Raw genomic sequence first — 25,780 nt, forward strand, 5'->3', positions numbered from 1 at the left:
CTTTAGGTTAAGTATTGCTGCCGCAACACCGTATTTGGTGCAAGTAAAATTGCGGCAATCTAATAAAATATAGGGATGAAAATCCTGTTTATATGGGGTGACAAATGTGTTTATTGCAATTTAAGATATATTTTATAGCTAAATTTACCTTAACCAAGAAAAAATGAAGTACATCTCAATAATACTTTCTCTTCTTTTTTTCGGGCTACATACCTGCGTGGCCCAGCCTCCTATTTTTGATCATCTGGTAGCCGAAAATGGATTGTCCCAGAATTCGGTATTTGCCATTACTCAGGATAGCAGGGGCTTTATGTGGTATGGTTCACGCTTTGGCCTTAACCGTTATGATGGAAGCAAATTTAAGCTATACAGAAGTAGTGCTTCCGATACGACAAGCATATCAGATGACTACGTTACTACGCTCTACAGTGATACCCAAAAGCGCCTTTGGGTAGGCACGGCCAACGGGCTTAACCATTTTGATCCTCAAAGAAGTACCTTCAAAAGAATTTACCTGAAAACAGGCCGTAACTATGCTGTTAATGGGATCAGGGCCGTTTATGAAGATAAACAAAAAAGATTATGGATCGGCTCAACACGAGGGCTCTATCTGCTAACCAATCCTTCTTGCTTATCATTTACCTGGGCCGGAAAATTAGGTTTGCCTTCAGAACTAGCCGGAAGCGAAATATTATGCGTGCACGAAGATCTTAAGGGATATCTATGGGTGGGCACCGCCAATAAACTGTTCCGATGCCGCTTTAACAGCAAAATATACGATATAGAGATTTTTCAGCATACCTCAAGCCCTTCGAGCATCAGCTACAATGCAGTAACCGATATTGTAGAAGACCGTAGCAAAAATCTTTGGTTCGCTACAGAAAACGGGGGATTAAACCTCTTTGATGACAAAAGCAAAACCTTCACCAGGTTTCTGCACCACAATAACAACAACAGCCTGGTTCACAACGCCATTAGAAAAATGATCCGGAAAAGCACCGGAGAGATATGGATTGGCACACAGGAAGGCCTTAGTATTTTAAACCCAGAAACCAAAACCTTTCAAACCATACAGCACCGAAAATCACGGCCTAAAAGCCTGAACCAAAATTCGATCTATAGCATTTTTGAAGACCGAAATGGATCAATGTGGGTGGGCACTTATTATGGTGGCGTAAATGTAAACTATGCATCGCCAACAAATTTTAAAACCTTACAATACAACGAGCAGCCTGAAGGTATCAGCCATAATGTAGTGAGCTCTATTATTGCCGCCAACGGCAACAACCTGTGGATTGCCACCGAAGGAGGTGGACTAAATTACTTGGACTGGCAGAGCCGAAAATGTAAACATTATTACGACAACCCCAATGATTCCCAGCATATTGGATCAGACTTGATAAAAATTCTGTATAAAGATACAGATGGCAATATATGGATTGGAACACATGGTGGAGGGCTTAATGTTATGAATCCCGAAACGGGCAAAGTTACCCATTTCTTTACCGGACAGGACAAGTTGAACGGAACGCGTTCTGAAATTGTAGCATTATTGGAAGCTGGCAATGGGACATTCTGGGTAGGCAGTCAAACTGGGCTCAGGATATTTGATAAAAAAGGAATCCAGCTAAGCCCCAACAGCTCCGTCAAAGTGCTGGCAAAATTTTCTGACAAAAACATTAAAGTGCTCTTCAAGGATGCAAACGGCAATATCTGGATCGCCGCAACTACTGGCCTTTATCGCTATGCGCCTACCACTGGGAAATTAAACCGCTATACGCTACCTAAGGGCAGCAACAGCGCCAGTCCAAACTTCAACTACATTAACTGCATACAACAAGATAGCAGAAAAAATATATGGATTGGGCTGTATTACGGCGGGCTGTCAAAGTACAACGCAAAACGCGATATGTTTTTGCAACCGTTTACGACAAAAAATGGGCTATCTAACAACAATGTACTGGGTATACTAGAAGATCAAAAACATCAGTTATGGATCAGTACCTCCAATGGCCTGTCAAAATTCAACCCCTCAAACCTGACTTTCCAAACCTATACAACCAGCGACGGGCTGGCTGGCGATGAGTTCAACTACAATTCATTTTTTATCAGCAAACGTGGTGAGTTTTTTTTTGGAGGCTACAACGGACTTACTTATTTTTTTCCAGATGAAATACAAAAGAATAACTACAAGGCACCCCTAGTATTTACCCAGCTTAAATTGTCCAATGTACCCGTAAAGATCAATGCCCCTGATGGCCTACTCCAGCAAGATATCAGCTTTACCAAAAAGCTCGTATTTAAGTATGACCAGAACATTTTTACGGTTGAATTTGCACTGCTCAATTACATCAAATCTACCAAGAATAGATATGCTTATAAATTGGAGGGCATCAACAAGCAATGGATAGAAACCACAATCCCTTCTGCTAACTATACAAATCTCCCTTCAGGTACTTATAAACTTCTTGTAAAAGGAGCCAACAACGATGGCCTTTGGAGCAGCCCTGCTAGTATACACATTGAAATTTTGCCGCCGTTTTGGAAAACATGGTGGGCATTCTGTATTTATGCTGTGCTTATTGCGATTGTTCTTTTCTTTATCACGAGGTTTTTTTACCTCAGGGAACTGCTCATCAAAGACGAAGAACTGCACCAGAATAAACTCAATTTTTTCACCAACGTATCTCATGAAATCCGCACACACCTTACGCTAATTATGGCCCCCATAGAAAGAATGCTGGATATCAGCCAACACACTCCGCAGTTTAAAAAAGAGAGCCTCAACTTAAAAAACAACGCGGAGAGGCTTTTAAGACTAGTTAGCGAACTCATGGATTTTAGGAAAGTAGAAACCAAACACCTCAAGCTCCGCATTGCGGCACATGATCTGGTTGATTTTATCAGAAATATTTTCAGTTTATTTGAAGCGCTTTCAGAAAAAAAACAAATCCATTATTCTCTGAAATATGAACAGCAGCCCATCATTGCTTATTTTGACAAGGAACAACTCGAGAAAGTTTTTTTTAACCTGATCTCTAACGCATTTAAGTTTACGCCAAAGGGCGGACATATTTCCATTGCTTTGAAAACCTTGTCCAATCAGGTTTTTGTAAGTATTACAGATACAGGAAGAGGGATAGCTCCCCAGCATCTGGACCGATTGTTCACGAATTTTTTCCAAGTAAATGATCACAACATACAAAACACCGGCTATGGTATTGGTTTAGCACTTTCCAAGCATATAGCAGAACTTCACAAAGGCAATATTACCGTAAACAGCATACCCGCCCAAAACAATCGACAGGGGTACACCAACTTTACCGTAACCCTACAATTGGGCAACAAACATTTTAATAACGCCTGTTATGAAGCCCTGCAAGATACTGTTTCAGAAAGCCATGAGATGAACACATCAACAGCACATGGCCCAATTGAAACCACGGACACCATAGAAAATAAGAAGGCGAAAAACTATACCATTTTAGTGGTAGAGGATAATGCGGCGATACAACAAATGGTTGCAGAGTCATTGGAGCAGGATTACCATATTTTAACGGCAAAAAACGGGCTATCTGGATGGACAAGGGCTACCGAAGAAGTGCCAGACCTAGTGATCAGCGATGTAATGATGCCCCAAATGGATGGCTTTACGCTGTGCAACAAATTGAAGGCCGACCAGCGGACCAGCCACATTCCCCTTATTCTTTTAACGGCAAAAAGTTCAGAAACAGACCAGATCAGTGGGCTGAGCGGCGGAGCAGATGCATACTTGACCAAGCCTTTTAGCTCCAAGATACTTCAACTTCATGTCCAGAACCTGCTCAATTGCAGGGAAACTATGCAACAAAAATTCAGCAGGCACCTGGTGTTGGAACCCCAGCAAATTGCCATAGCCCCTGTTGAGGAACAATTCCTTTCCAAGCTTATCCATATCATTGAAAACAATATGGAAAATGTGCATTTTGGTGTAGAGCACCTTGCCGAAGGCATTGGCATGAGCCAATCTGTACTCTATAAAAAGCTTAAGGCGCTAACCAATATGTCGGTAAATGATTTTGCAAAGTCCATACGTTTAAAAAGGGCCGCACAATTGCTGCTGCAAAAAAAATATACCGTGTACGAAATAGGCTATATGGTAGGTTTTAGCGATCGTAAATATTTTAGCAGAGCGTTTAAAAAGCAATTTGGGAAAACCCCCAGCGAGTATGTAGATACCCCATCCAACAAAGATTAAAATCTACGATCAACAGCAATCGGTTCCTAATAGTTCCGCTTTACGTGGCAATATTTCACAGCATGTTATTAAAAGCCCTGCAGGTTTTATATTGCGCCAACCAACGGTCGACAGCCCAAAAAGCAAACTGCAACAATCCAACATCAACTTTCACGTTAATGTGTTAAAATCGGGCTAAAAAAGTTACATTCGTATATGCAAGGTAAAAGATACATGCTATTGCTGCTATTGCTGCTGTTTCATTTAGCAGGTAAAGCGGCTTCCATTCTAATTCACATGGACGAGAACCAAAAAAACCACCTCAAGGCTTATGGAATTGCCTATTGGTGTATCAAGCAACAAGTAGAAGTTGATTGGTTGCTCAATTACCGCGGCGGCAGTTTTTTGGTCAAACAGGTGAAGGCCATTGAAGACGAATGCAAAATCAGGGGGGTATCGTATGAGGTATTGCCCGACGGAAAAGTAAATGCCATCCTTAATGAAATTAGCGATCCAGCAGTAAACATGGAAATGGTGAAACTAGAAAAAGCCCCTAAAATTGCCGTTTATTCCCCTAAAAGCAAACTCCCTTGGGATGATGCCGTTACCCTGGTACTCACCTATGCAGAAATCCCCTATGAGGTGATTTACGATGATGACATTTTAAAAGACAAACTAATTTCGTACGACTGGCTGCACCTGCATCACGAAGATTTTACGGGGCAATACGGTAGGTTTTGGTCATCTTACAGAAATGCCACCTGGTACCAGGAAGACGTGAAATATCAGGAAGCCGCTGCCAAACGCAATGGCTTTAAGAAAGTTTCCCAGATGAAACTGGCCGTAGCCAAACGTATCAAAGAGTTTTGTGTAGGTGGCGGCTTTTTGTTTGCTATGTGTTCAGGTACCGATAGTTTTGATATTGCCCTTGCTGCCGAAGGCGTAGATATTTTGGAAAGTATGTTTGACGGTGACGGCATGGATGCCAACGCCCAAGCAAAAATTGATTATGGAAAGAGCGTAGCTTTCACCAATTTTCAGCTTGACATGAACCCCTATAACTATGAGTTTTCGGATATAGATGTAACCCAAACCCGTACGGGCTTTAACAATAGCAATGATTTTTTTAGCCTGTTTGATTTCTCGGCCAAATGGGATTTAGTACCTACCATGCTTACCCAAAACCACGAAAAAGTAATTAAAGGCTTTATGGGCCAAACCACTGCTTTCCGTAAAAGCTTGGTTAAACCCAGCATTACCGTACTTGGCGAGAATAAAGCTGGCGCTGAAGTGCGTTACCTACATGGCGAAATTGGCAAGGGACAGTTCAGCTTTTATGGCGGCCACGATCCTGAAGACTACCAACATCAGGTGAACGACCCTCCTACCGATTTAAGCTTGCATCCCACCTCACCTGGTTATCGCCTAATTTTAAACAATGTACTGTTTCCTGCCGCTAAAAAGAAACCACAGAAAACTTAAATCTTTTTGACACAGGCCTTAACGCTTCCGTTTCTATGGTGAAGCAGGGGGAACAAGCAAACAAAGCAAGCCTCATGCTCAACACCTTACTAATCCTGGCCCTTTTTATGTATCGCCACAGGCTTTGCACTTTCCTTCGCAACGGCTTACATTTATGGGGAACAAAAGCAATTGGCTACTAGGTTTTGCCCCCTAAAACTGTTTTGAGCAAAAATTTCTCCTAATTAGAGTAGTTTTTACTATATTTGGGGCGTTAAAATCAAAAAACATGAGCATGTAGAATTCAATTTCTTTTCTATTTCATTAAAGACCGCAAGTACATCTGCCTTGCTATTCATTCATCTTTAAAGAAAGAAATTTCATGCTTAGTTTACAACAAATCACTTATAAACACCCCAACAAGGAATTACTGTTTAGCAATTTAAATCTTACGGTAAACCCTTATGAAAAAATAGCCTTAATTGGCAATAATGGCATAGGAAAATCGACCCTGTTCAAAATAATTACTGGCGAAGTAATTCCTAGCACAGGACATTTGCAGCTTAATGCCAAACCTTATTACATACCCCAAATTTTTGGACAGTATAACCATTGTTCAGTGGCCGAGGCCTTAGGCGTAAACCATAAACTTAATGCCCTACTGGAAATTTTAAACGGCAATGCCAATAACGAATATTTTGAAACCCTGGACAACGACTGGACTATTGAACAACGCAGCTTGGAGGCCTTGGATAGCTGGGAGCTACAGGACATAGACCTACAACAGCCCATGGCCTCCTTAAGCGGTGGACAAAAAACCAAGGTATTTTTAGCAGGAATCAATATTTATAACCCACAGTTTATTTTACTTGATGAACCCAGCAACCATTTAGATGCCAACGGCAGGCAGCTGCTATATCAGTTTATACGACGTACCAAAAGCACCTTGCTGATAACCAGCCACGATAGGCAACTGCTTAACCTTTTAAATGCTATTTACGAGCTGAGCCCGCAAGGCATTAGCGTATATGGCGGTAATTATGATTTTTATATTGCACAAAAGCAAATCGCCAAAAATGCGTTAGAACAAGACATCAACACTAAAGAAAAGGCGCTACGTAAGGCAAAAGAAAAAGAAAGGGAAGCCTTAGAGCGCCAGCAGAAGCAGGATGCCAAGGGAAAAAAGAAACAGGAAAAGGCCGGTGTAGCCCGCATTATGATGAACACCTTGCGCAACAATGCCGAAAAGAGCACTTCCAAAACGAAAGAGGTACATGCCGAAAAAGTTAGTGGGACCGCACAGGAACTGAGCACCTTACGCGGCCAATTACCTGATGCCGCCAAAATGAAGTTTGGCTTTAATGCCAGCCAATTACACCAAGGCAAGGTGCTGTTTGAAGCTAATGGCATTAATTATCGCTATGCCCAACAAATGCTTTGGAAAGAAAATCTTGACTTTCGGATTGCCAGCGGGGAGCGAGTAGCCATTAAAGGATCAAATGGTTCGGGAAAAACAACCTTAATCCATTTGCTGTTGGGAAATGCAAAAACCAGTACCGGAAAGCTACAAAGTACTGAAATCAACGCAATCTATATTGACCAGGATTATTCGTTGATCAACCCCTTGCTAAATGTTTATGAGCAAGCACAGCACTTTAATTTAGGTACCTTACAGGAGCATGAAGTAAAAACCAGGCTCACTCGTTTCCTGTTTGGTAAAGAAGACTGGGACAAACCATGTAGCAGTTTAAGTGGTGGCGAAAGAATGCGGCTGATGCTTTGTTGCTTAACCTTGGGCACCCATGCGCCAGATTTGATTGTTTTAGATGAACCCACCAACAACCTCGATATCCAAAACGTAGAAATATTGACCACCGCCATTAACGAGTACCAAGGCACTTTATTGGTGGTTTCGCATGATGCCTGTTTTTTGGAGCAGATCAACATCCAGCGAGAAATTAGATTAGGATAATTCAACGCTTTTGGCACTGCTAAAAAAGCTATTTCATCCAAAATGTTACACAACTTGTATGTTTTTGTAAACACCTTGGCACCCTTTATCTGCTTTTTGAAAAGCCGCTTAAAAACACCCATAAAGCTATGTTTGAGGGATATTTTACGTATATCCCTCCTCATTTCGAAACAGCAATTGGCATAGCTTTTGGACTTCTGCCATTGTTGAAAATGGTTTCAACCATAAAAATGAATTGCGATGAAAAGGATGATATTGTTAGGAAGCGCTCTCTTATTTTCTGCCAGTTTAGCTTTTGCACAAACCACCATGAGCGGCAGCGATGCCCGCATCGGAATTAAAGCTGGAGTAAACTTAAGCACTATCAGGTATAGTGGTTTTGAAGGCTCAAATAACTTCAACGACAATACCAAACAAAATGTAGGTTATAATTTCACCGTTTTTGGAGATTTTGGTGTAGGCAATAATTTCTTTATCCAACCTGGGATTTCCCTACAGAACAAGGGTACAAAAATTGAAGGTAGCAGCACCACCGCAGGAACAACCACTACCGGCAAAATCAAAACAGATGTGATGGCTATTGAGGTGCCAGTGAATGCGGTGCTTCGCATCCCAACAGGTACATCCGGAGCGTTCCAGATTAGTGCCGGGCCGTATATAGGCTTTAATATCGATGGTAAAACCAAAACTAATACTTCAATCACCACACCTGGCGGAACCACTACTACAACCAACGAAACCAATAACCTGAACTTTGGCAGTAAAACAGATGACGATTTATCAAGCACTGATTTTGGAGCCAACTTTGGGCTGGGATATCGTTTAAACAGCGGCTTTACCCTAGGTGCCAACTATGGCCTAGGTTTAAGCAACTTGGTTCCAAAAGACAACAGAAGCGGCGACAGCAAAGCAACCAACAGGGTTTGGGGATTTAGCGTTGGCTATTCTTTCTAATTCGTTTAAATATGAGATGATGGTGCATCCTTCTATAAAAGGATGCACTATTTTTTTTACAACACTTTGCGTTAGCCGCTCTCTCAACCCTATATTTGAACTATGGAAATCATTAATATAAATGACAGCATTGCAGAAATACGGGCCGATGAACTGGTTATCAACAATGTACAGGATGGCGTAGATTTAATTGGCAACATCTACTATCAAGGTTTTGATAAAGTTATTGTGTACGAAAAAAATATTACCCCTTTGTTTTTCGATTTAAGCACTAAAATTGCAGGTGAAATTTTACAGAAATTCTCCAATTATCGCATGAGCTTAGCCATTGTGGGCGATTTTAGTAAGTACCCCAGCAAAAGCATGGGCAATTTTATTTCAGAAAGTAACCAACATGGCCAAATCAATTTCGTAAATTCAACTTCGGAAGCCATTGATGTGCTTTCAAAACCATAAAACCAAATACTCAAACCTGATGAATCCAGTTTTAAAAAATATCCTAGCGGTAATTGCCGGCCTTGTGTTGGGCAGTATTGCAAACATGGCCGTACTCATGGCAAGCAATAATATTATTCCGCTGCCGGCTGGTGCCGATAACAGCACTCCCGAAGCACTAAAAGCCACCATACACCTATTTGAGCCTAAACACTTCATTTTCCCATTTTTGGCGCACGCCATCGGAACCTTTGTTGGCGCCTATGTTTGCGCCCGAATAGCCAGCCATAAAATGTTACTGGCCATGTTTATTGGCTTGTTTTTTTTAGCAGGTGGCATTTATATGGTAACTATTCTTCCTTCGCCAATTTGGTTTACCATTGTTGATTTGGCTGGCGCCTACTTACCGGTAGCCTATTTTGCCGGCAAAATTGCAAGCAGTAATAACCATGAAAACCCATAGTACATGTGATACCAGAGGCAACGCTCCCAAACCTGATTCCAATCGTCTTAAAAATAAGTTTCATGTACTTGAATAATGCTTTTTTTTTGAAAACCATCTGCGCTACATCTATCTCCCGAAAGCCCTTCTTTCCGCTATAGTCCAAAGCTCGTAAACTCGCCTTGGAGCTGCCGCTTCAATAAGGTTTAGCCAACAAATACCCGTAGCACTTCCGGAAAAACAATGGCCTCAATCCATCGTTCCATACCGCATTAAATATCTTGGCTAAATACCAATTTGGTTAACGTATGCTTTTTAAAAATATAGCCTTTCCATCCCTTTGTGTACTTTGCGCAACGCTTTTTTCTTTGCGTTTACCTATCTCCCGCCACAAAGAAAGTTCCCATTTGAAACAGATGAAATCTTTTGCAGGTTTCAATACTAGGGATTTATGCCACCCCCTTCAGCCTTGCGCCCCTTGCCTGATTTGCTAGAACAACATTTTGGCTTTTCCCTTTGGGCACTGCTTTTGGAAATGTTCTACAGTTTTTTAATCGTAAAAGTTCCAAGTTAGTCCCAAAAGCAACAAGCGATCAGGCATTGGATAACGATTGACCGTATAAGTACCATTGTTAAATAAACCCTGGTTGGCATACTGATATTTTGCGAAAAGATTTGCCCTACGTAGCCCCAGCTTTATCCAAGCATCCACTACAGGTTTTGAGCTAAAGGTGATGTCTCTTCCGTTGTAAAACTGACTGGCAGCAATGCTGTACGATTTGGCCAGGTAAGTATCATTGTAAAATACATCGAAACCAATTTGTGTTTTTAGCACCTTAAAAAAAGTTTGGTCTTTATATATACTGGCAAACAAGTAAATTTCTGGCGTACGCAAAATCCGTTGTTGGTCGGTTTTTTGGTAAACACCGTAAGCAGTTGCGTGAAAACTTCCCGCATCCAATTGCTTTCCTACCTTAATTTGCAGGAGGCTAATTTCGCTGCTGTTTTGCATGGGAATAATCGACTTGGCATCGGTTGGTGATTGTCCAAAGTACAAGTAATTACTAATGAGATAGTAGGCCGCACTGGCATCAAGTTTCAGGAAATCGTTAAGGTAGGAAAAAGTAAAATTGGTGGTTTTGGTGCGGGAAAGGTTGGCACGCTGGTTCCAATCATAATGGTTTCCAAAATAACGATTGTAGATTTCTTCCGGAGATTTGTTTTGGGTATAGGCGCTCATTACCAGTTTGCCCGCTTTATTGCTGAGCGCAAGGTTACTTTTGGCTTCATACAAGTAATCGCCGGCGTTAAAGCCTTGTAAAATTTGCTGTACATCTAAATTGATGTCTATTTTATTACTGAAACGATAGCCTAATGCCCCTAAAATGGTGGTGTTTTGCGCATTAAAATCGCGGGCATAGAACAAGGTTTTGTCTTGTTGCAACACTTGCTGCTTAAAGGTGTACATATCATACCTGATCCCCGCATCTATTTTCAGTTCATTTTTAATGGCCGAATTTCCTTTGGCTCTTAAAAAAAAACTGTAGATAAATTCATTTTGCAAATGTTTTACGTTAGTGGTATCGTTGGTGAACTTACTGAGATTTCGCGGTGCGGGCAGTAAACCAAAGGTATCTTCCTCATCCTTTTTAAAACTATAAGAGCTATTGGTATAGGCAAGTGTATGGGTAATTTTATTGGTAGGCAATATATTTTTGGTACTGCTGTTTTGGGTACTATCAATGCGGCCCACAAAATAACTTTGCCTAATCATGACAGAATTGTCCCGATACAGCTGACGTGCATTTCCAAACCTTACCGGCTCTGCTTCTTTGGTGGCCAAGTTATTTGCTCCGGGAGCAAAAATAATGCTGTCTTTTAAGATAGAGCCATTTTCTTCGGCCTTAAGGGTATTGAAAACGGCATCAACCCAAATGTTGTATCTTTTGTTTTTGGTGTGGTACCACGTAAAAAGCGCCCCATTAAGGTCGTCGCCACGCTGGTGCTGATAAAAACCATTTGCACCAATACGGTTAAAATTGGCCCCAAAATTCCAATTGGGCTTAATGTTTTGGGAGTGGATAATTTTTAGCAGTTGCACATTGTCGCCGGCACTGATGTAGGAAAGACTGGTAAAAGGAGTACGGGCCCGATAAAATTTAATATCATCGTGGGTAAACTTATAATAATCCAATGAATGGAAACCCGTTTCAAAGCCAATGGTTCTTGCCGGTTCAAACAACAACGAAGTGGCGGCCAAACCTATCAATCCGGTGCCCACTGTTGGCCTGCGGGGTTGGGCAATAGGGCTAAAATATTGTATACCTGTCAAGGTGGTATCTAACGGAATGGTTTGTATACTGTCTTTGGTAAGCTTACGGGTGGTGTACCTGATATACTTGGCGTTGAACACTACCGAGTCGCGTGTACTTTCTTCTTTTTTACGAAGCGAGTCGAGCTCTTTGTTTCCCGCAATGGATGTTTTGAGGTCTTGCGCAAAAGCATTGGCAATACCCAACAAAAAGAAGAAAGAAACAGCAACAAATATTTTTTGCATTACAGATTACAAATAAGCTGGCTTAAAATTTCGGTCATTTTTGGTTCCGCTTTGGCTGCAGTTTCCACAATCTCTTCCAAACTTACAGGCTTCAGATCTTCGGGGAAACCCTCATCTGTTAGTACTGAAATAGCAAAAACCGGAATGCTCATGTGGTTGGCTACAATTACTTCGGGCACGGTACTCATTCCTACGGCATCGCCACCAATGATACGTAAATATTTGTATTCGGCTTTGGTTTCTAGATTTGGCCCGGTTACCGAAACATAAACGCCCTGATGGCAGGTAATATTTTTTTCTTGGGCAATTTTTACGGCTTTTGCGATGAGGTCCTTTTGATAAGGCTGGCTCATATCGGGAAAGCGTGGTCCAAAATCACTGTTATTGATCCCTCTCAAGGGGCTCTCTGGCTGTAAATTGATATGATCGTTGATGATCATTAAATCGCCTTTTTTAAATTTGGGATTTAAGGAACCTGCGGCATTGGACACAAACAGGTATTGAATGCCCAACAGTTTCATGGCCCTAATGGGGAAAGTAATTTGCTGCATGCTATAGCCTTCGTAAAAATGCAAACGGCCCTGCATTGCCACCACCTTTTTACCTTTCAGAGTGCCAAAAATCAATTTCCCAGAATGAAACTCCAGTGTAGAAATAGGGAAATTAGGAATACTGGCATACATGATACTGTGCGCCACTTCAATTTCGTTTACCAGGCCGCCTAGTCCCGTGCCTAAAACAATACCTATTTCGGGTTCAAAATCACCTATTTTATTCTTGATGTATTTAATGGAGTCGTTTAGTGCTTGCAACATAGTCTAATATTTTTTGGTCAAAACCTATCTTGTCTTCGGCGTTAATTCCAACGGCAATAGGCAGGTAATATACGGGCAAATTTAACAGTAAATCTCTTAAATTGTTAGTTAATAAGCGTTGTCCATCTTTTTCTGTGGTCACGATTATTTTTTTTGTTGCCTGATGTTGCCGATAGGCCGTTACCAGCTGTGCAATTTCCTTTTCCGTAAAACAATGATGGTCAGGATATTCGAACGGATGAACGTTCAATTGCTTTTCTGCCAAATACTGCATTAGCGGTGCTGTATTGGCAATTCCAGTTAATAAAAACAGGTGTTGGTCTTTTTCAAATACCGTTTCTTCTGCCGTGTAAAGATGCTTTAGCTTTTGGTAGTTGATGTGCGAAAAAGCCAGTTGTTGACTGGACTGTAATTGAAGTTTGGCCAACATTTTTTTTCTCGTAGCTGATGTGATTTCAGCGGGAGATTTGGTCACCAGTACTGCTTGCGCTCTTTTAACACCCGAAAATGGCTCCCGCAAATTGCCAGCAGGCAATAGCCATTGCATTTTTTGCAGCTTTGCAAATTCAAAGAGCAGCACGTTAAACCCCGCTTTTACCTTTCGGTGCTGAAAGGCATCGTCCAGCAAAATGAGGTCGTGGTTAGCTTTTAGCCGGTTAATGCCTGCTACCCTATCTTCACAAACGGCAACGGTAACATTGCTGAATTTGTGATAATACTGCAAAGGCTCGTCGCCTATGGTTTCAGCAGTAGCGTTTGGCCCTGCTAAAATAAACCCCGAGGTTTTACGGCCGTAGCCTCTACTTAAAATAGCAATTTTGTAGTGGCTAAGCAAATGCACCAAATACTCGGTAGTGGGCGTTTTGCCTGAACCGCCCACCGCCAAATTACCTATACAGATTATTGGCAAATTGAAACTGGTGGATTTAAAAACACCCCAATCATAAAACTTATTGCGCACATATACCACCAAGGCATATACCAAATTAAAGGGCAATAATAATGGGCGCAGGTGTTTCAACATCAGTTTTCAAAAATAGCTATTAATTTACAAATCGCTATTGCTGTTTACGTTCACTTTAGGCGGCATCAACTTGTACACTACCGGCGTTACAATCCTAGAAAGCAGGGTTGAACTGATTAGCCCGCCAATCATGACTATGGCTAAAGGCGAAATTAGCGGATTGCTGGACATGGCTATGGGCAACAAACCTCCAATTGCCGTTAGTGAAGTAAGGATGATAGGCAAGAAACGTACCTCTCCTGCTTCTTCAATGGCATCGTTCAAAGGTTTGCCTTCTGCGCGCAACTGATTGGTAAAATCAACCAGTAAAATGGTATTTTTAACTTCAATGCCTGCCAGTGCCACAATCCCAATGGTGGCTACAAACGAGAGCGAGTTCCCGGTAACCAGCAAGGCCAGTACAGCACCAACTATTCCCAACGGAATTACCGACAGTACAATGAGCGTACTTTTAAAGGTTTTAAATTCCAGCACCAGTACCGCAATAAACATAAATAGCGTAACCAAAATAATGCTACCAAAGCCACCAAAGGACTGGTTACGGCTTTCAACCTCGCCGCCCATTTCGAAATGATAGCCCTCGGGCAGTTTCATTTTTTTCATTTGGGCTTCTACATCCTTAATGACCTTATCGTTTAAATAACCTTTTTGAACAAATGAATTCACCGAAATGGTACGCACCTTGTTTTGATGGTTAATGCTCAGTGCCGAAGTTTCCAGTTTCAAACTTGCCAATTGCGCCAACGGAATTGATGTCCCCTGTACATTATTGACGTACAAGTTATCAAAAACGCCCAAGCTTGGATCGGATGAATATTTAGTGGTAAGCAAAATGCTATAATCGTCGCCGCTTGATTTTGGATTTAAGTATTTGCCCACTTCGAAACCTGCAATGGCCATCCTTACGGTACGGTCAATATTCACCATAGGCACACCTAACGCCAAGGCCTTTTCTTTATTGATATCTACCTTGATGTCGGATTTTAAGTTCTTCAGTGGATTGTTGGTATAGATGGTTCCTTCGGTTTTAAGCAACAAGTTTTCCACTCTTCCAGCCAACAGGCGCAAGGTATCTAGATTTTCACCAAACACCCGTACTTCTACCGGCGAAATAATCGGCTGGCCCTGCTCAAAATCTTTCACTTCTACCTTGGCTCCTAAATACGGCGACCATTTAGCCCTGAGCTTTTCAATAAGCGCTACCTTTTTATCGGCCCTCACATCGGGATGAAGTAGCACAAAAATCTCTGCAAAATCGCTACGCTCGTTGGTTTGCAGCAAATTGTAGTAAATCCTTGGGTTGCCCTTACCTACGTTAGAGGCAAAGTATTTTACTTCTGGGATATCCTTGATTTCCTTTTCAATTTGTTTGGCAACCGAATCGGTGTATTTTAAGTTCGATTGCAAAGGCGTAGATACCGTGATGATAAATTGTGGCTTTTCCGATGAAGGGAACAAACTAAAACCAATCACAGGAATTAAAGCCAATGCCCCCAAAAAAATACCCACCCCAATCAAGATGGTTAAATAAGGCCTATGCAAAGCTTTGTCCAACAATTTGGCATAAGAGCCATGGATAATTTTCTGCAGGGTACGCAAAAAGATATTCCCATGCACATCTGCATGTGGCTTTAAAAGTTTACTTGAAAGGAACGGCACTACCGTTAAGGCCACCACCATAGAGGCAATTACCGAACATATTACGGCCACGGGCAAGCTTCTGATAAATTCTCCCGAAGCTTCGGGCATGAACATTAAGGGCATAAAGGCAATTACCAAGGTTGCGGTACAACCCAATACCGCCAATCCAATTTGCTTGGTGGCCATTAGGGTTGCCGTAAGCCGGTTGTGGCCATCCCGCATCCATCGTTCTATATTTTCTACCACTACAATACTGTCATCAACCAATAGCCCCAAAGAAACCACCAAGCCTACAATACTCAATTGGTTGAGACTAAAACCAAGCAGGTTAATCAATATAATTCCAATGGCCAAGGATAGTGGAATGGATACCATTACCACTAACGAAGCACGGGTACCTAGCGGCAATAGCGTAATGAGCACCAAACAAATAGCGATCAGGAAATCGAAGCCCAAACCGCCCAACCGGGTGTTTACGTTGTTGGCCTGATCAAACATCACCTGCTGATCGATATTGCCAGGCAAGGTCTTTTTAAAGGACTCCAACACCGGCAAATAAGCTTCTTGGGTTTTGGTGATATTGCTGCCAGCCTTTTGAGCCGCCACTACAAACACACTTCGGAAACCATTTAAACGTGTAATGTGTTTTTCTTGCGAATAGTCGAAATAAACTTTGGCCACTTCTTTTAAAGTGGTGTTCTTTCCCGCGGCACTTGCTACAATGGTATGCTTAATTTCGTCTAAACTTTGATAATTGCCACTGGTTTTAATATTGAAGGATTTATTGCCGGCATCAATGCTTCCGCCAGGGATATTGGCTACTTCGCTTTGTATGGCATTGGCCACCTGGGTAACTGGTATGCGCAACAGCGCCAGCTTTTCCAAATCCAAGTCCACTTTTACCAATTGGTCGGGCAGGCCCATAATCTCCACATTTTTAAGAGACGGTATTTTTTCGAGGCGGTCCTGTAAATCTTCAGCGGCGCTTTTGAGCTTGTCTCGAGAAGCATTTTCCGAAACCAATGCAATTTGCAGGATATTTACATCTGATGGCGTTATTTTTTGCACCTCCATGCTGTAAATTTCCTGTGGCAGGCTGGGCCTTTCACTATTCACTTCCCTTACCAGCTCCTGGTACTTGTCGTCAACATTACCGCCATATTTATATTCTACAATAATAACGGCCAAACCATCCCTGATATTGGTTTTAATGGTTTTGATATCATCCAATCCGTAAATACGTTTTTCCAATGGTTTCACCACCAGCTCTTCCATATCCTTAGGGCTTGCGCCCGGATATACCACCACTACCGGAAAGTTTGGCGGGTTCATATCAGGGTCCTCGGCCCTTGGCATGTTAAAAACGGTAGTGATTCCCAAGGCCATTACCATTAACACCATAATTAAGGTGAACTGATAATTTTTTACTGCATAATCTGAGATTTTCATTTGCTTCCAGTTTATTTTAAAGCGTAAAAAATTATTTAACCACCTTTATTTTGGAGCCATCGGTAAGATAGGCGCTGCCCGAAACAATGACCGAACTGGCCTCTTCCAGCCCCCCTGTGATGGCAATCTTATCTTTTTGCACGTTGCCCAACTGTACCTTCACTTTTTTGGCCACTTGGTTATCGTTGGTTATAAATACATAGCCTTCGTTTTCACCGCCGTCCAACAAAGCATCATAAGGAATGGTATAGGCACTTTGTTTTTTTGAAGGATAGATATTGGCCTTACCAAACATCCCCGCAGCCAAACCTTTTACCTGTTCAGTTAAAGATAACTCCAAACCAAAAGTTCCACTTTGTGGGTCAATGCTCTCTGATTTTCTGCTTACTTTGGCTTGTAATTTTTTCCCGGCCAGCGCATCAGCCGTAATTACAGCCCTATCGCCCACTTTTAAGGCCGACCATTGTTGGTCGCTCAAGCCAACCTTCAACACCCAGTTACCTTCGTTAGCGCCATTGATTTGCAACACCGGCGTACCTGGCCCAACAATCTGGCCTTCGTTGGCTAATTTTTTAAGCACGTAGCCGTTAGCCGTTGCGGTAATTGCCGTATAGCTTTCGTTAAACTTGGCCGACTGCAGCTGTTTTTTAGCAACATCGAGCATGGTTTTGGCATTTTGCAATTGCTCTAAAGTAGCTACGCTATCTTTGTAAAGCTTATCTGCACGTTCATAATCACGTAATGCTTTTTGGTAGGAAAGTTGCACTTGCTGGGCTTGTGAACTAATTTCGGTAGGGTTTACCGTAGCCAATACCTGGCCTCGGCTTACCTTGTCGCCTTCTTTTACATAAATGCGGTTAATTACACCGCCATTTTTAAAGGACAACAGGGTTTCGTCATTGGTGGTGAAATAGCCAGACGTAGCAATTTCCCCTTCCGCATTTTCGGCCAAAAGCGAAATTATTTTCACAGGAATAGTATCTTGCTGTACAATTGCGCGCTCTCTTTTGTCGGTTCCTTTACAGGCCAGCAACATGAGCAGGGCGAGACTTAAGCTGAGTGGTGTAATATGTGCTTTCATAATTTAGTTAAGGATATAAGATGCCGCTTCACGTTCGATATTGGCCATGGCCGTAAGCACCTTGTATAAGTTAATGTTCACGAGTATTTGTGCCGAAGTGTATTGGTTTCGGGCGTCGATGGTTTCTACAAAGGAATTGGCTCCCGCTAAATATCCTCTCTCTATTAAGCGCAAATAGGTAGAGGCTGCTTCAAATTGCTTTTGGGAAGATTGGTAGGTTTGATAGGCGGAGCGCAAATTGTTTTGTGCCGTTTTTGCTGACAAGCTTAATTGTTGGGCCACCAGATTGGCGTTGAGCTGCGCATTTTTTAAATCTAAATGGCTTTCTTTAATTCGGTTGTTATTTCTGTTGCCAGAAAAAATTGGAATTTCCAATTGTAGCCCCAACATATAATATCGGGTATTGGAATTGAACTTAAATCCTTCTGATTGCGTTCCCAAATCTAAAAATGCGCCTAACTTGGGCACGGCAAACTGGCTGTTCATTTTGCGCACTGTTTGATTGATCCCTACCACTTGGTTTAGCGCCTTTAGCTCTTCCCTTTGCCCAGAAATATCCAGATTAAGCAATAGGCTTTCCACTTTGGCCAAATTACCTTGATCATCTTTTTCAACCACAATTGCATGATCGGCATTTCTGTTCAACAGAAAGTTAAAGTACAGACGGGCGTTGTTTACTTTTTGTTCAGCATCAAGCAAAGTTGCCCTCACATTTTCCACTTCGCTTTGCGAACGCAGCACATAGGCTGGTAGTCCTTTTCCGTTTTCCAGCAACTTCTGATTTACCCTAAGGCCTTCGTTGGCCAACTGCAATCCCGATTGGTAAATATCAACCGCAGCAAGTGCGCTTAAATAGTTATAATAAGCGGTCTTCACCTCTTTTACCAAATCGCGTTTATAAATCTGCACCTCAAACTCCTTTAAGGCCAGCTGTTGTTCGGTAATACGCTTGTTATTGATAATATCCGTATTGATAATGGGTACCGTAGTACGGATTTTAGCATCGTGAAAATTTTTGGGAAGGAAGTTAATGGTTTGGTTTTCCAACATCGGAAAGTTATTGGCCCCTGTAATTTGGTTCAATGTGCTATATATCGGATTGAGCAAGTTGCCCAAGGGTAACGGAATGTTTCGTCCTCCATCAGCAGTTTGATACCCTGCCTGAAAAGCCGTCGAGGGAAGAAACAACCCTTTGGCTGCTTTTAGCGCATATTGCGCTTTCTCCAACGACACATTCTTTTGCTGTAACACGATATTATTCTTAAAAGCAGTGTCGATATAGCCTTGGAGCACTTGCTGTGCATTTACAGAGAAAACACCAAGTAGCAGCACCAGCATCAAACAAACATTTTTCATTTTAATTAACGGTGTTAACATCATTATTGAATACTTCTTAAAATTAATACCAAGGTATCGAAAGCCTTTTCCAAATTGAGCTGATGCTCCTTTTCAGGAAAATGGGCACTCACCACATGATCCAAATGTCCCTGCAATTTCAGGGAGCAAATTCCATGAATAGTTGCCCAAATATACAGCGACATGGCGTGCAGATCTGCCTGTTTAAAATAACCCCTGGATTTGCAGTCGGCCACGGTAACCAGCAGCGCTTCAAAAGCAGCCCCACCTTCTTCCCACTCACAAGCATAATTCTTATTCACAAATGCTATGGGCTCTCGCATAATGAACATAAGCTCATAAAAATCACGGTTTTCCAGTGCAAATTCAATATAGCTTCGCCCCATTGCCTTCAACCTTTCAAAGGGCTCATCCACATTTCTAAGCATAGCGAACTGCGTAGCCAACATCTTAAACCCCTCTTGATGCAAGGCATAAATCACGTCGCTTTTATCCTTATAGTAAAGATAAATGGTGGTTGGGCTTATCCCTATCTTGTCAGCAATTTTCCGGATGGAAATGGAGTCGTAGCCATGTTTCAGAAACAGCTCTTTAGCCACTTCCAAAATTTTTTTCCTAAGGTTTTCCTTGTGCTTGAGACGCTTGTTTTTTGTATTGGTTTCACTCATGACGAAGCAAATATAATTAACAGTGTTAATATTTTAAAATATCTAATCATTTTATACAAAAAAAGGGGAAGCTTAGCCCCCCCCTTTTTACGGTTACTGTTAATTTTGGATTAGAGTTTCACAATTTTTTTGGATACATTTCCGCTTCCTTTAATGACTTGCAGGATATAAGAACCTGGCCCTACCTCGGCCACATCAAGCTCCATAACCTGAGAGCCATCCGCATCTTTCGACTTTAAAGCCTTACCAGTCATATCAGTCAACAACAATTTAACGTGCTCCTTGGCCGAAACGCCCAAGTTCACAAAAAGCTTTGTAGTGACCGGATTAGGATAGGCAAGCACAGCAATTCCGTCATCCAAGCCTTTTACAAATCGGGTGAGCTTCTCAAAAGTGACCCGAGTTCCACCGGCATCAACTTGCGCCAACCTATAATAGGCAGATTGCCTAAAGCTAGCGTCAACCAGTTCATAGTTGGATATGGAGGTAGCATTTTCCTTGCCTGCAAGGCCACCTATCACCTGAAAGGCTTTTCCATCCAGGCTTTTTTCTATCTCAAATCTCAAGTTGTGCTGCTCTGCGCTCGTCGTCCATCTTATCAAAGCACCGTTACTGGCCGCTCTTGCCGTAAAATCAACCAAAGTAACTGGTAAAACTCCAGGTGTTTTAGCAAAAGTAAACACACCGAAATCGCTAGTTAAACCAGAACCGAGGGTTCCCACGCTCCCTGCTACAGAAAAACTGTCGTTACCTGCGCTTACCCAGGCATTGCCCCCGATATCAAATCTCGCCACTACCGCATCCAGGGTAGCAAAACTTGAAAAGCCCGAATTAGTAAAATCGTAAGTGGTTAAGCCCACCTTGGCCTGTGCATTGCCGTTAAGCCTATGGATGGTCCAGTATTCTTTATTATGAACCATGCCTAACACCAATGGATCGAAACTGGTTACATTGGCGTAAGAAACTGGAAAATATTCCAGTTCAAAATCCGAAGTTGCACCTATTACACCGATGAGCGAAGCCGCCGAAGAAACCGCACCTTTCCCAATCATCAAATGGGTAGTGGTACCATTGGCCACGTTAAGCAATTTTATTTTTCCGTTAACAAAATTTTGAGGCTTACTCAGGTTAAAATTAATGGTTTTAGCCGCATCAAGGGTTAACCCAGCCGCCGCATTGATCTTGCCTTCTGTTACCACAAAATTTCCCGCAGCCTTTACCGGCTGGTTAAAAGTGATGGTTTTGGCCAATGCTGCCAAGGTTACATCTCCAAAAACAATTTCACTGGTGGCGTTATTGTCGATGGCAAAAGTATGTGCATTGGCCAGCGTTCTATTGCCTAAAGTGGCATATATGGCCGGGTCATTTTTTAGCACTACGGTAAATCCATCAGGCACTGTTTTTAAAGCATTGTCCAAGGTAGCCAAAGTTCCAATGAAAGCTTTTTGCGGCTGAATGTTTACATACCCTGTCAAACCGTCATCTACACCATCCACAATTTTGGCTTTAACACCTACCAGGTTATCAAAATCTGTTTCTGTACCACTGTTAATGCCTCCGAACATATTATGCGATGCGTCTATATCGCCGTTAAACGGCAAGATATTAGTGGTATTAGTCCCATCTTGCGCCACATCGTAAAGAGCTCCAAGGGCGGTCGATGTCCCTGATGCTGTTCCATCTAAAAAGATGTATGTCCCCAAACTGCCCGCAAAAATATTTTTATCCACTTCTGCGCCGCCAATTCTTACATTCGAAACGGGTTTTACGGAAGCAGAGCCGTTATGGTTAAGGAAACTTATCCCAATACCGCCAGTGCCATTAAAAGTATTGCTCATTATCGACAGGTTATCCGAAGTTACCGGGCTTTGCGCTCCGGTAGTTCCCTCCTTGCTTGAAAATACAATGGAACTGAAAGCTGTTGCGCCCGCAAATGGCGTTAAGGTATTGTTCTTGATCGTTACATTGTTTGACCTTTGTACAAACACCCCAATATTTGCATAGTTAGTGATGGTATTATTTGCCACTTCGATGTTTGCGTTTGCCGTCCTGCTTCCCTTAACCTCCAACATACGCACCATTAGCCCTGCCTGAGATAAGCTTGGAATACCATAGCCGATATTGTTACTGTTTAGCTTATGATTGCCAACCTTGGCACCAACCACCGAAACCAAACCAACGGGAATATCATTGTATGAAAACTCGAAATCGTTACCCGCACCATCACCAATGCTACCACCCTGCAGGGCGTAAACAGCGGTAATATTGTTTTTATTTGCTGATGACCCACCAATTAGCCCGTGGGTGTTAAAAGCATAAACACCTCTCCCAAATAGCTCCGGAGCCAATAAATTTGAATAGGTAATTGTGTTACGCACTACATTTACAGCGTTATTGGATACGCTGCCAACAATTGTTCTTCCCAATCGCATGGCGTGGCTGTACCAGGCGTAACCATCCACCGTTTGTGCTTTTGTGCCTTTAAATATGTTATCCGAAATCTCCAGGTTATTAAAGTTATCTGTAGTAGTAGAGGCAATACCAATATAGGTTGGCTCCTGATTGATCTGGAATTCGAAGTTCTGAATTTTCACATTTGGCGCATCAATTTCAATAAGTGCATTTTTTCTATCTCCCACGGTAATTATGGGCCCCGTACTACCATTGATGATGGGCTTATCCGACAGGATTAAATTGTTGCCTCTCAATGTCAGCTGTTTATTGACCACAATTGCCGAGGTTAAGGTATAAGTTCTTTGCTCAACATTGATTACGTGTCCGTTTAGCGTGTTCGGGTGGTCAATAGCTTCTTGTATGGTAACAAAACCTTCGGTAGTATTCACGTTTCTTACCGGAAGATTCAAAATCACTTCGCCTAAGCCCACTACATCATCCTTATCGTGAATTTTCGATTTTATGGCCAAAAACGAAGCCATAGCCCTATCTGTCCTGGTGTCGTAAGTGCCATACACATTCATTTCGGCAATGATATTGGAAGAGAACGGCAAAATATTGGTAACAGCTGCAGAATTATAATAAGTAGATGACCAAATTGGATCGGCGGCTGTGGAGCTTGCCGGCCTATCATCTAGTCTTATATACTCGGTAAGGTTGTCCGAAAAGATGTTAGCCGCCGTTCCCGGGCCTCCAACAACAGCACCTGTTAATGGCGCCAAAGCCATATCGCTGTACGAATTGGCAAATTTAATACCTACGTGACCGGTCCCCAAAGGTGTAGGCGTATTAAAGGTATTTTGCTTTACAATTAGATTCGAAAATGATTTCGCCCCTGGCGTACCTGAATTTGTGGTTTTGGTATCGAAATACAATCCTACCGTATTTGAACTTCCAGAAAGCGGATTAAAAGTATTGTTAATTACACTCACATTGCTCGAGTAGAATATTGCTAAACCTAACAGCTTAAAGTCATTCAGCGTATTTCCCGACACCTCTACCGTAGCCCCGGGGCTTGTTGTAGAGATCACTTCAATGAGGGCAGGTTGTCTATCGGCACCGGTTTGTCCGTTCGCATCATCGTTTCCACCAGAGGTAATGGTATTGTTGGTGATTTTATTGCCGGGACTCACATACCCGTTCATGGCCAGTTTGCCCTGCAAGGTATTGTTGTTTACTATCAGCGCCCCGCCGCTCATATCTCCCGCCTGTATTGTAGCATAATGGGCCTTGAAATTATTATCATCTATATTTCCATTGATATTCGAAGCCCGCACCGCCCTACCTAAGGCATTATTAGAAACCGTATGCCCAACGGTATTCCTTAAGATGGTCACCTTGTCGTTCCCATTGGTATTTAAAACCCCCAAAAAAATTGCCGCACTATTAAATACATAATTTGTATTGGTGCCTTCTATCAAATTATCGGTAATGGTTAAATTATTAAAACTACCTGTTGGGCCAGATTTGATTCCATAACCAGCAGTAGTAGTGGTAGTTGCGCCATTAAAGCTGCTTTCCTGGAAACGAAGGTGCAAATTTGAAATGGTGACATTAGGCGCAGCCACATAAATTAGCGCTTTATTGGCCACATCGCCTCCTGTAATCATGGGCTTATTTGCCAAATCTCCGTTGTTCCCTACCAACGAGATACTTTTAGCAATACTGATCCCCGTGGTTAAAGTATTGGTTCCCGGAAAAACATTCACCGTATTGCCTGCCAACGTTGAAGGGGCATCTATGGCTGATTGGATAGAGCAGAAACGTACTGCGGTAGTGGTATTACTGGCTACCAGCGTCGGCGCAGCCGCAGTAGAGGTACTTGCATCGGTCACCATTCTAAAATCAGTACCATTGGCAACCAAGTTGTTACCACTCAAATATGCACAGGCATCAGCAGAGTTATCTCTGTCGAAATACAAAGTATTAGCGTCTCCGGGGTTGCTAGGGCTACTACCATCAATATTATTATAGCCAATATTGCCCTTCTGCAATTGTATCGCTACTTCTGTCCCCGTAATGGTATTTCCAATAATGGAATGTCCAGTACCCCCAGCCACAATACCAAAACCATCGCCCTGGGCAAGCGCCGACCCCTTAATATCTGAAATGATATTACCTGTAATATACGCTCCAAAAGGCTGGTCGTTAATGCTTGCATAAATATCTTTTCTTCTTAGAACAGCGATGGCGGCAAAATCCCTGGTGTCGGTGGGGACACCTGTTTGGGTAATTGTATTTTGGCTAATTACCACGGAACCACCTCCTGAATTAGCACCCGATGCCAGCACGTTTTTGACTTCAATTCCGAACCTAGAATTATTGGCTAGCGTGATCATATTTTTTGAAATGAACGTTGGAGCCGAAGAAAGATCATTTTTACCCAACCACATCCCAATACCCGAATCTCCATTTGAACTTACAGTATTCTCCATTACTTTAATACCATTGGTATATGCAGACTCAGCAAAATCAATCCCTACCAACTGGTTAAAAGACACATCATTATAACTCACTTCAACAGTCTCAAAATTTGCTGTAGAGCTTTGAAACATAATTCCTCTGGCACTACTTGGAACCGGAGTACCGCTTTTATTTCCATTATTGTTAAACGTTGAAAACCTGATGATCAAGTTGGTAACACTTTTATTGGTATAAAAACCGTATCGGTAATTTTCGCTAGCCGACACATGCGCTAAAAAAACATTAATGGCATCCACTCCTACACCTATGCCCGTCTCAAAATTAGTTACGGTAAGGTCAGAAATAAACACGTCACTTGCTGCAACCCTAAGTCCGTAATTACTGGTGGTTATGTAGTTGGCCACCGTACCATTAATAATAGTACCTGCCGTAGACGCCCCCTGAATGGTTAAAGATTTATTAATGTTGACGAAATAGCCAGCTACTGCGCCCACTGGAGAGTAGGTACCATTAGCCAGATTAACAATATCGCCCGCAGCAGCCGCATCCACAGCCGCTTGAATACTCCGCTTAGGTGCTTCTATTACCGTGCCCGCATTAGCGTCGTTCCCTACAACAGGGTCTACGTAGTAGTTTGTTTGTGCCCGCATGCCCTGTAGGGCAACTAGCAATCCAACAAAAAGCATAGGCAGTGCTCTGAGTAGAGTTTTTCTCATAATTTATCTGGTTAAAGAACTATTGATCTATGAGAGAGCTATTTAAAAACTAAAGTAAATATAATCACAATAAAAAGAGAAGTTTTACGTTACAACTTTTCTCTCTAAACGATAA

The 25,780-nt window shown here is 42.2% G+C and carries 14 protein-coding genes; 6 read left to right on the forward strand and 8 right to left on the reverse strand.

Features of this window, described 5'->3' with window-relative positions:
• The first annotated feature begins 163 nt into the window (after positions 1 to 163).
• The 6 genes from DUT71_RS18990 to DUT71_RS19015 all read left to right on the forward strand — a co-directional run bounded on the left by DUT71_RS18990 (position 164) and on the right by DUT71_RS19015 (position 9,501).
• Entirely contained in the window at positions 164 to 4,237 is a 4,074-nt protein-coding gene (locus tag DUT71_RS18990; protein WP_113664126.1) for a hybrid sensor histidine kinase/response regulator transcription factor, read from the forward strand.
• A gap of 276 nt (positions 4,238 to 4,513) precedes the next feature.
• Positions 4,514 to 5,698, forward strand: coding sequence for an asparagine synthetase B (locus DUT71_RS18995; RefSeq protein WP_113664152.1), 1,185 nt, complete (start codon positions 4,514 to 4,516; stop codon positions 5,696 to 5,698).
• Positions 5,699 to 6,059: 361 nt separating this feature from the next.
• Positions 6,060 to 7,649, forward strand: coding sequence for an ABC-F family ATP-binding cassette domain-containing protein (locus DUT71_RS19000; protein ID WP_113664127.1), 1,590 nt, complete (start codon positions 6,060 to 6,062; stop codon positions 7,647 to 7,649).
• Positions 7,650 to 7,889: 240 nt separating this feature from the next.
• Entirely contained in the window at positions 7,890 to 8,603 is a 714-nt protein-coding gene (locus tag DUT71_RS19005; protein ID WP_113664128.1) for a porin family protein, read from the forward strand.
• Positions 8,604 to 8,705: 102 nt separating this feature from the next.
• Positions 8,706 to 9,059, forward strand: a complete 354-nt coding sequence (locus tag DUT71_RS19010; protein ID WP_113664129.1) for a DUF4180 domain-containing protein — start codon at positions 8,706 to 8,708, stop codon at positions 9,057 to 9,059.
• Between the two features lie 19 nt (positions 9,060 to 9,078).
• A complete protein-coding gene (locus DUT71_RS19015) occupies positions 9,079 to 9,501 on the forward strand; it encodes a hypothetical protein (RefSeq protein WP_113664153.1) in 423 nt (140 codons plus the stop codon).
• 529 nt (positions 9,502 to 10,030) lie between these two features.
• Here the strand turns inward: DUT71_RS19015 and DUT71_RS19020 are convergent.
• From DUT71_RS19020 to DUT71_RS19055, 8 genes are all read right to left on the reverse strand, one after another.
• Positions 10,031 to 12,037 (reverse strand): putative porin, encoded by a 2,007-nt coding sequence (locus DUT71_RS19020; RefSeq protein WP_113664130.1) that lies wholly within the window; start codon positions 12,035 to 12,037, stop codon positions 10,031 to 10,033.
• Complete coding sequence (locus tag DUT71_RS19025; protein WP_113664131.1) at positions 12,037 to 12,852, reverse strand: purine-nucleoside phosphorylase; 816 nt, start codon at positions 12,850 to 12,852, stop codon at positions 12,037 to 12,039. The genes DUT71_RS19020 and DUT71_RS19025 overlap by 1 nt, the downstream gene beginning before the upstream one ends.
• Positions 12,824 to 13,876, reverse strand: coding sequence for a tetraacyldisaccharide 4'-kinase (gene lpxK, locus DUT71_RS19030; RefSeq protein ID WP_113664132.1), 1,053 nt, complete (start codon positions 13,874 to 13,876; stop codon positions 12,824 to 12,826). Before lpxK ends, DUT71_RS19025 begins: the two co-directional genes overlap by 29 nt.
• 24 nt (positions 13,877 to 13,900) lie before the next feature.
• The gene (locus DUT71_RS19035; protein WP_113664133.1) at positions 13,901 to 16,966 is read right to left on the reverse strand and encodes an efflux RND transporter permease subunit; all 3,066 of its coding nucleotides are present in this window, start codon (positions 16,964 to 16,966) and stop codon (positions 13,901 to 13,903) included.
• Between the two features lie 31 nt (positions 16,967 to 16,997).
• Complete coding sequence (locus DUT71_RS19040; protein WP_113664134.1) at positions 16,998 to 18,047, reverse strand: efflux RND transporter periplasmic adaptor subunit; 1,050 nt, start codon at positions 18,045 to 18,047, stop codon at positions 16,998 to 17,000.
• Between the two features lie 3 nt (positions 18,048 to 18,050).
• On the reverse strand, positions 18,051 to 19,403 hold the full coding sequence (locus tag DUT71_RS19045; protein WP_113664154.1) for a TolC family protein: 1,353 nt from the start codon (positions 19,401 to 19,403) through the stop codon (positions 18,051 to 18,053).
• A gap of 23 nt (positions 19,404 to 19,426) precedes the next feature.
• Positions 19,427 to 20,071 (reverse strand): TetR/AcrR family transcriptional regulator, encoded by a 645-nt coding sequence (locus DUT71_RS19050; protein WP_113664135.1) that lies wholly within the window; start codon positions 20,069 to 20,071, stop codon positions 19,427 to 19,429.
• Between the two features lie 110 nt (positions 20,072 to 20,181).
• Complete coding sequence (locus DUT71_RS19055) at positions 20,182 to 25,665, reverse strand: T9SS type A sorting domain-containing protein (RefSeq protein WP_113664136.1); 5,484 nt, start codon at positions 25,663 to 25,665, stop codon at positions 20,182 to 20,184.
• Positions 25,666 to 25,780: the final 115 nt, after the last annotated feature.

It is taken from the genome of Pedobacter nanyangensis (genome assembly GCF_003313505.1).
Taxonomy (GTDB): Bacteria; Bacteroidota; Bacteroidia; order Sphingobacteriales; family Sphingobacteriaceae; genus Pedobacter; species Pedobacter nanyangensis.

Coding starts and splice junctions, on each gene's coding strand:
- lpxK (WP_113664132.1), bottom strand. CDS start 13,876: ATGTTGAAACACCTGCGCCCATTATTATTGCCCTTTAATTTGGTATAT.
- DUT71_RS19020 (WP_113664130.1), bottom strand. CDS start 12,037: ATGCAAAAAATATTTGTTGCTGTTTCTTTCTTCTTTTTGTTGGGTATT.
- DUT71_RS19000 (WP_113664127.1), top strand. CDS start 6,060: ATGCTTAGTTTACAACAAATCACTTATAAACACCCCAACAAGGAATTA.
- DUT71_RS19050 (WP_113664135.1), bottom strand. CDS start 20,071: ATGAGTGAAACCAATACAAAAAACAAGCGTCTCAAGCACAAGGAAAAC.
- DUT71_RS19025 (WP_113664131.1), bottom strand. CDS start 12,852: ATGTTGCAAGCACTAAACGACTCCATTAAATACATCAAGAATAAAATA.
- DUT71_RS19035 (WP_113664133.1), bottom strand. CDS start 16,966: ATGAAAATCTCAGATTATGCAGTAAAAAATTATCAGTTCACCTTAATT.
- DUT71_RS18990 (WP_113664126.1), top strand. CDS start 164: ATGAAGTACATCTCAATAATACTTTCTCTTCTTTTTTTCGGGCTACAT.
- DUT71_RS19045 (WP_113664154.1), bottom strand. CDS start 19,403: ATGAAAAATGTTTGTTTGATGCTGGTGCTGCTACTTGGTGTTTTCTCT.
- DUT71_RS18995 (WP_113664152.1), top strand. CDS start 4,514: ATGGACGAGAACCAAAAAAACCACCTCAAGGCTTATGGAATTGCCTAT.
- DUT71_RS19005 (WP_113664128.1), top strand. CDS start 7,890: ATGAAAAGGATGATATTGTTAGGAAGCGCTCTCTTATTTTCTGCCAGT.
- DUT71_RS19055 (WP_113664136.1), bottom strand. CDS start 25,665: ATGAGAAAAACTCTACTCAGAGCACTGCCTATGCTTTTTGTTGGATTG.
- DUT71_RS19040 (WP_113664134.1), bottom strand. CDS start 18,047: ATGAAAGCACATATTACACCACTCAGCTTAAGTCTCGCCCTGCTCATG.
- DUT71_RS19015 (WP_113664153.1), top strand. CDS start 9,079: ATGAATCCAGTTTTAAAAAATATCCTAGCGGTAATTGCCGGCCTTGTG.
- DUT71_RS19010 (WP_113664129.1), top strand. CDS start 8,706: ATGGAAATCATTAATATAAATGACAGCATTGCAGAAATACGGGCCGAT.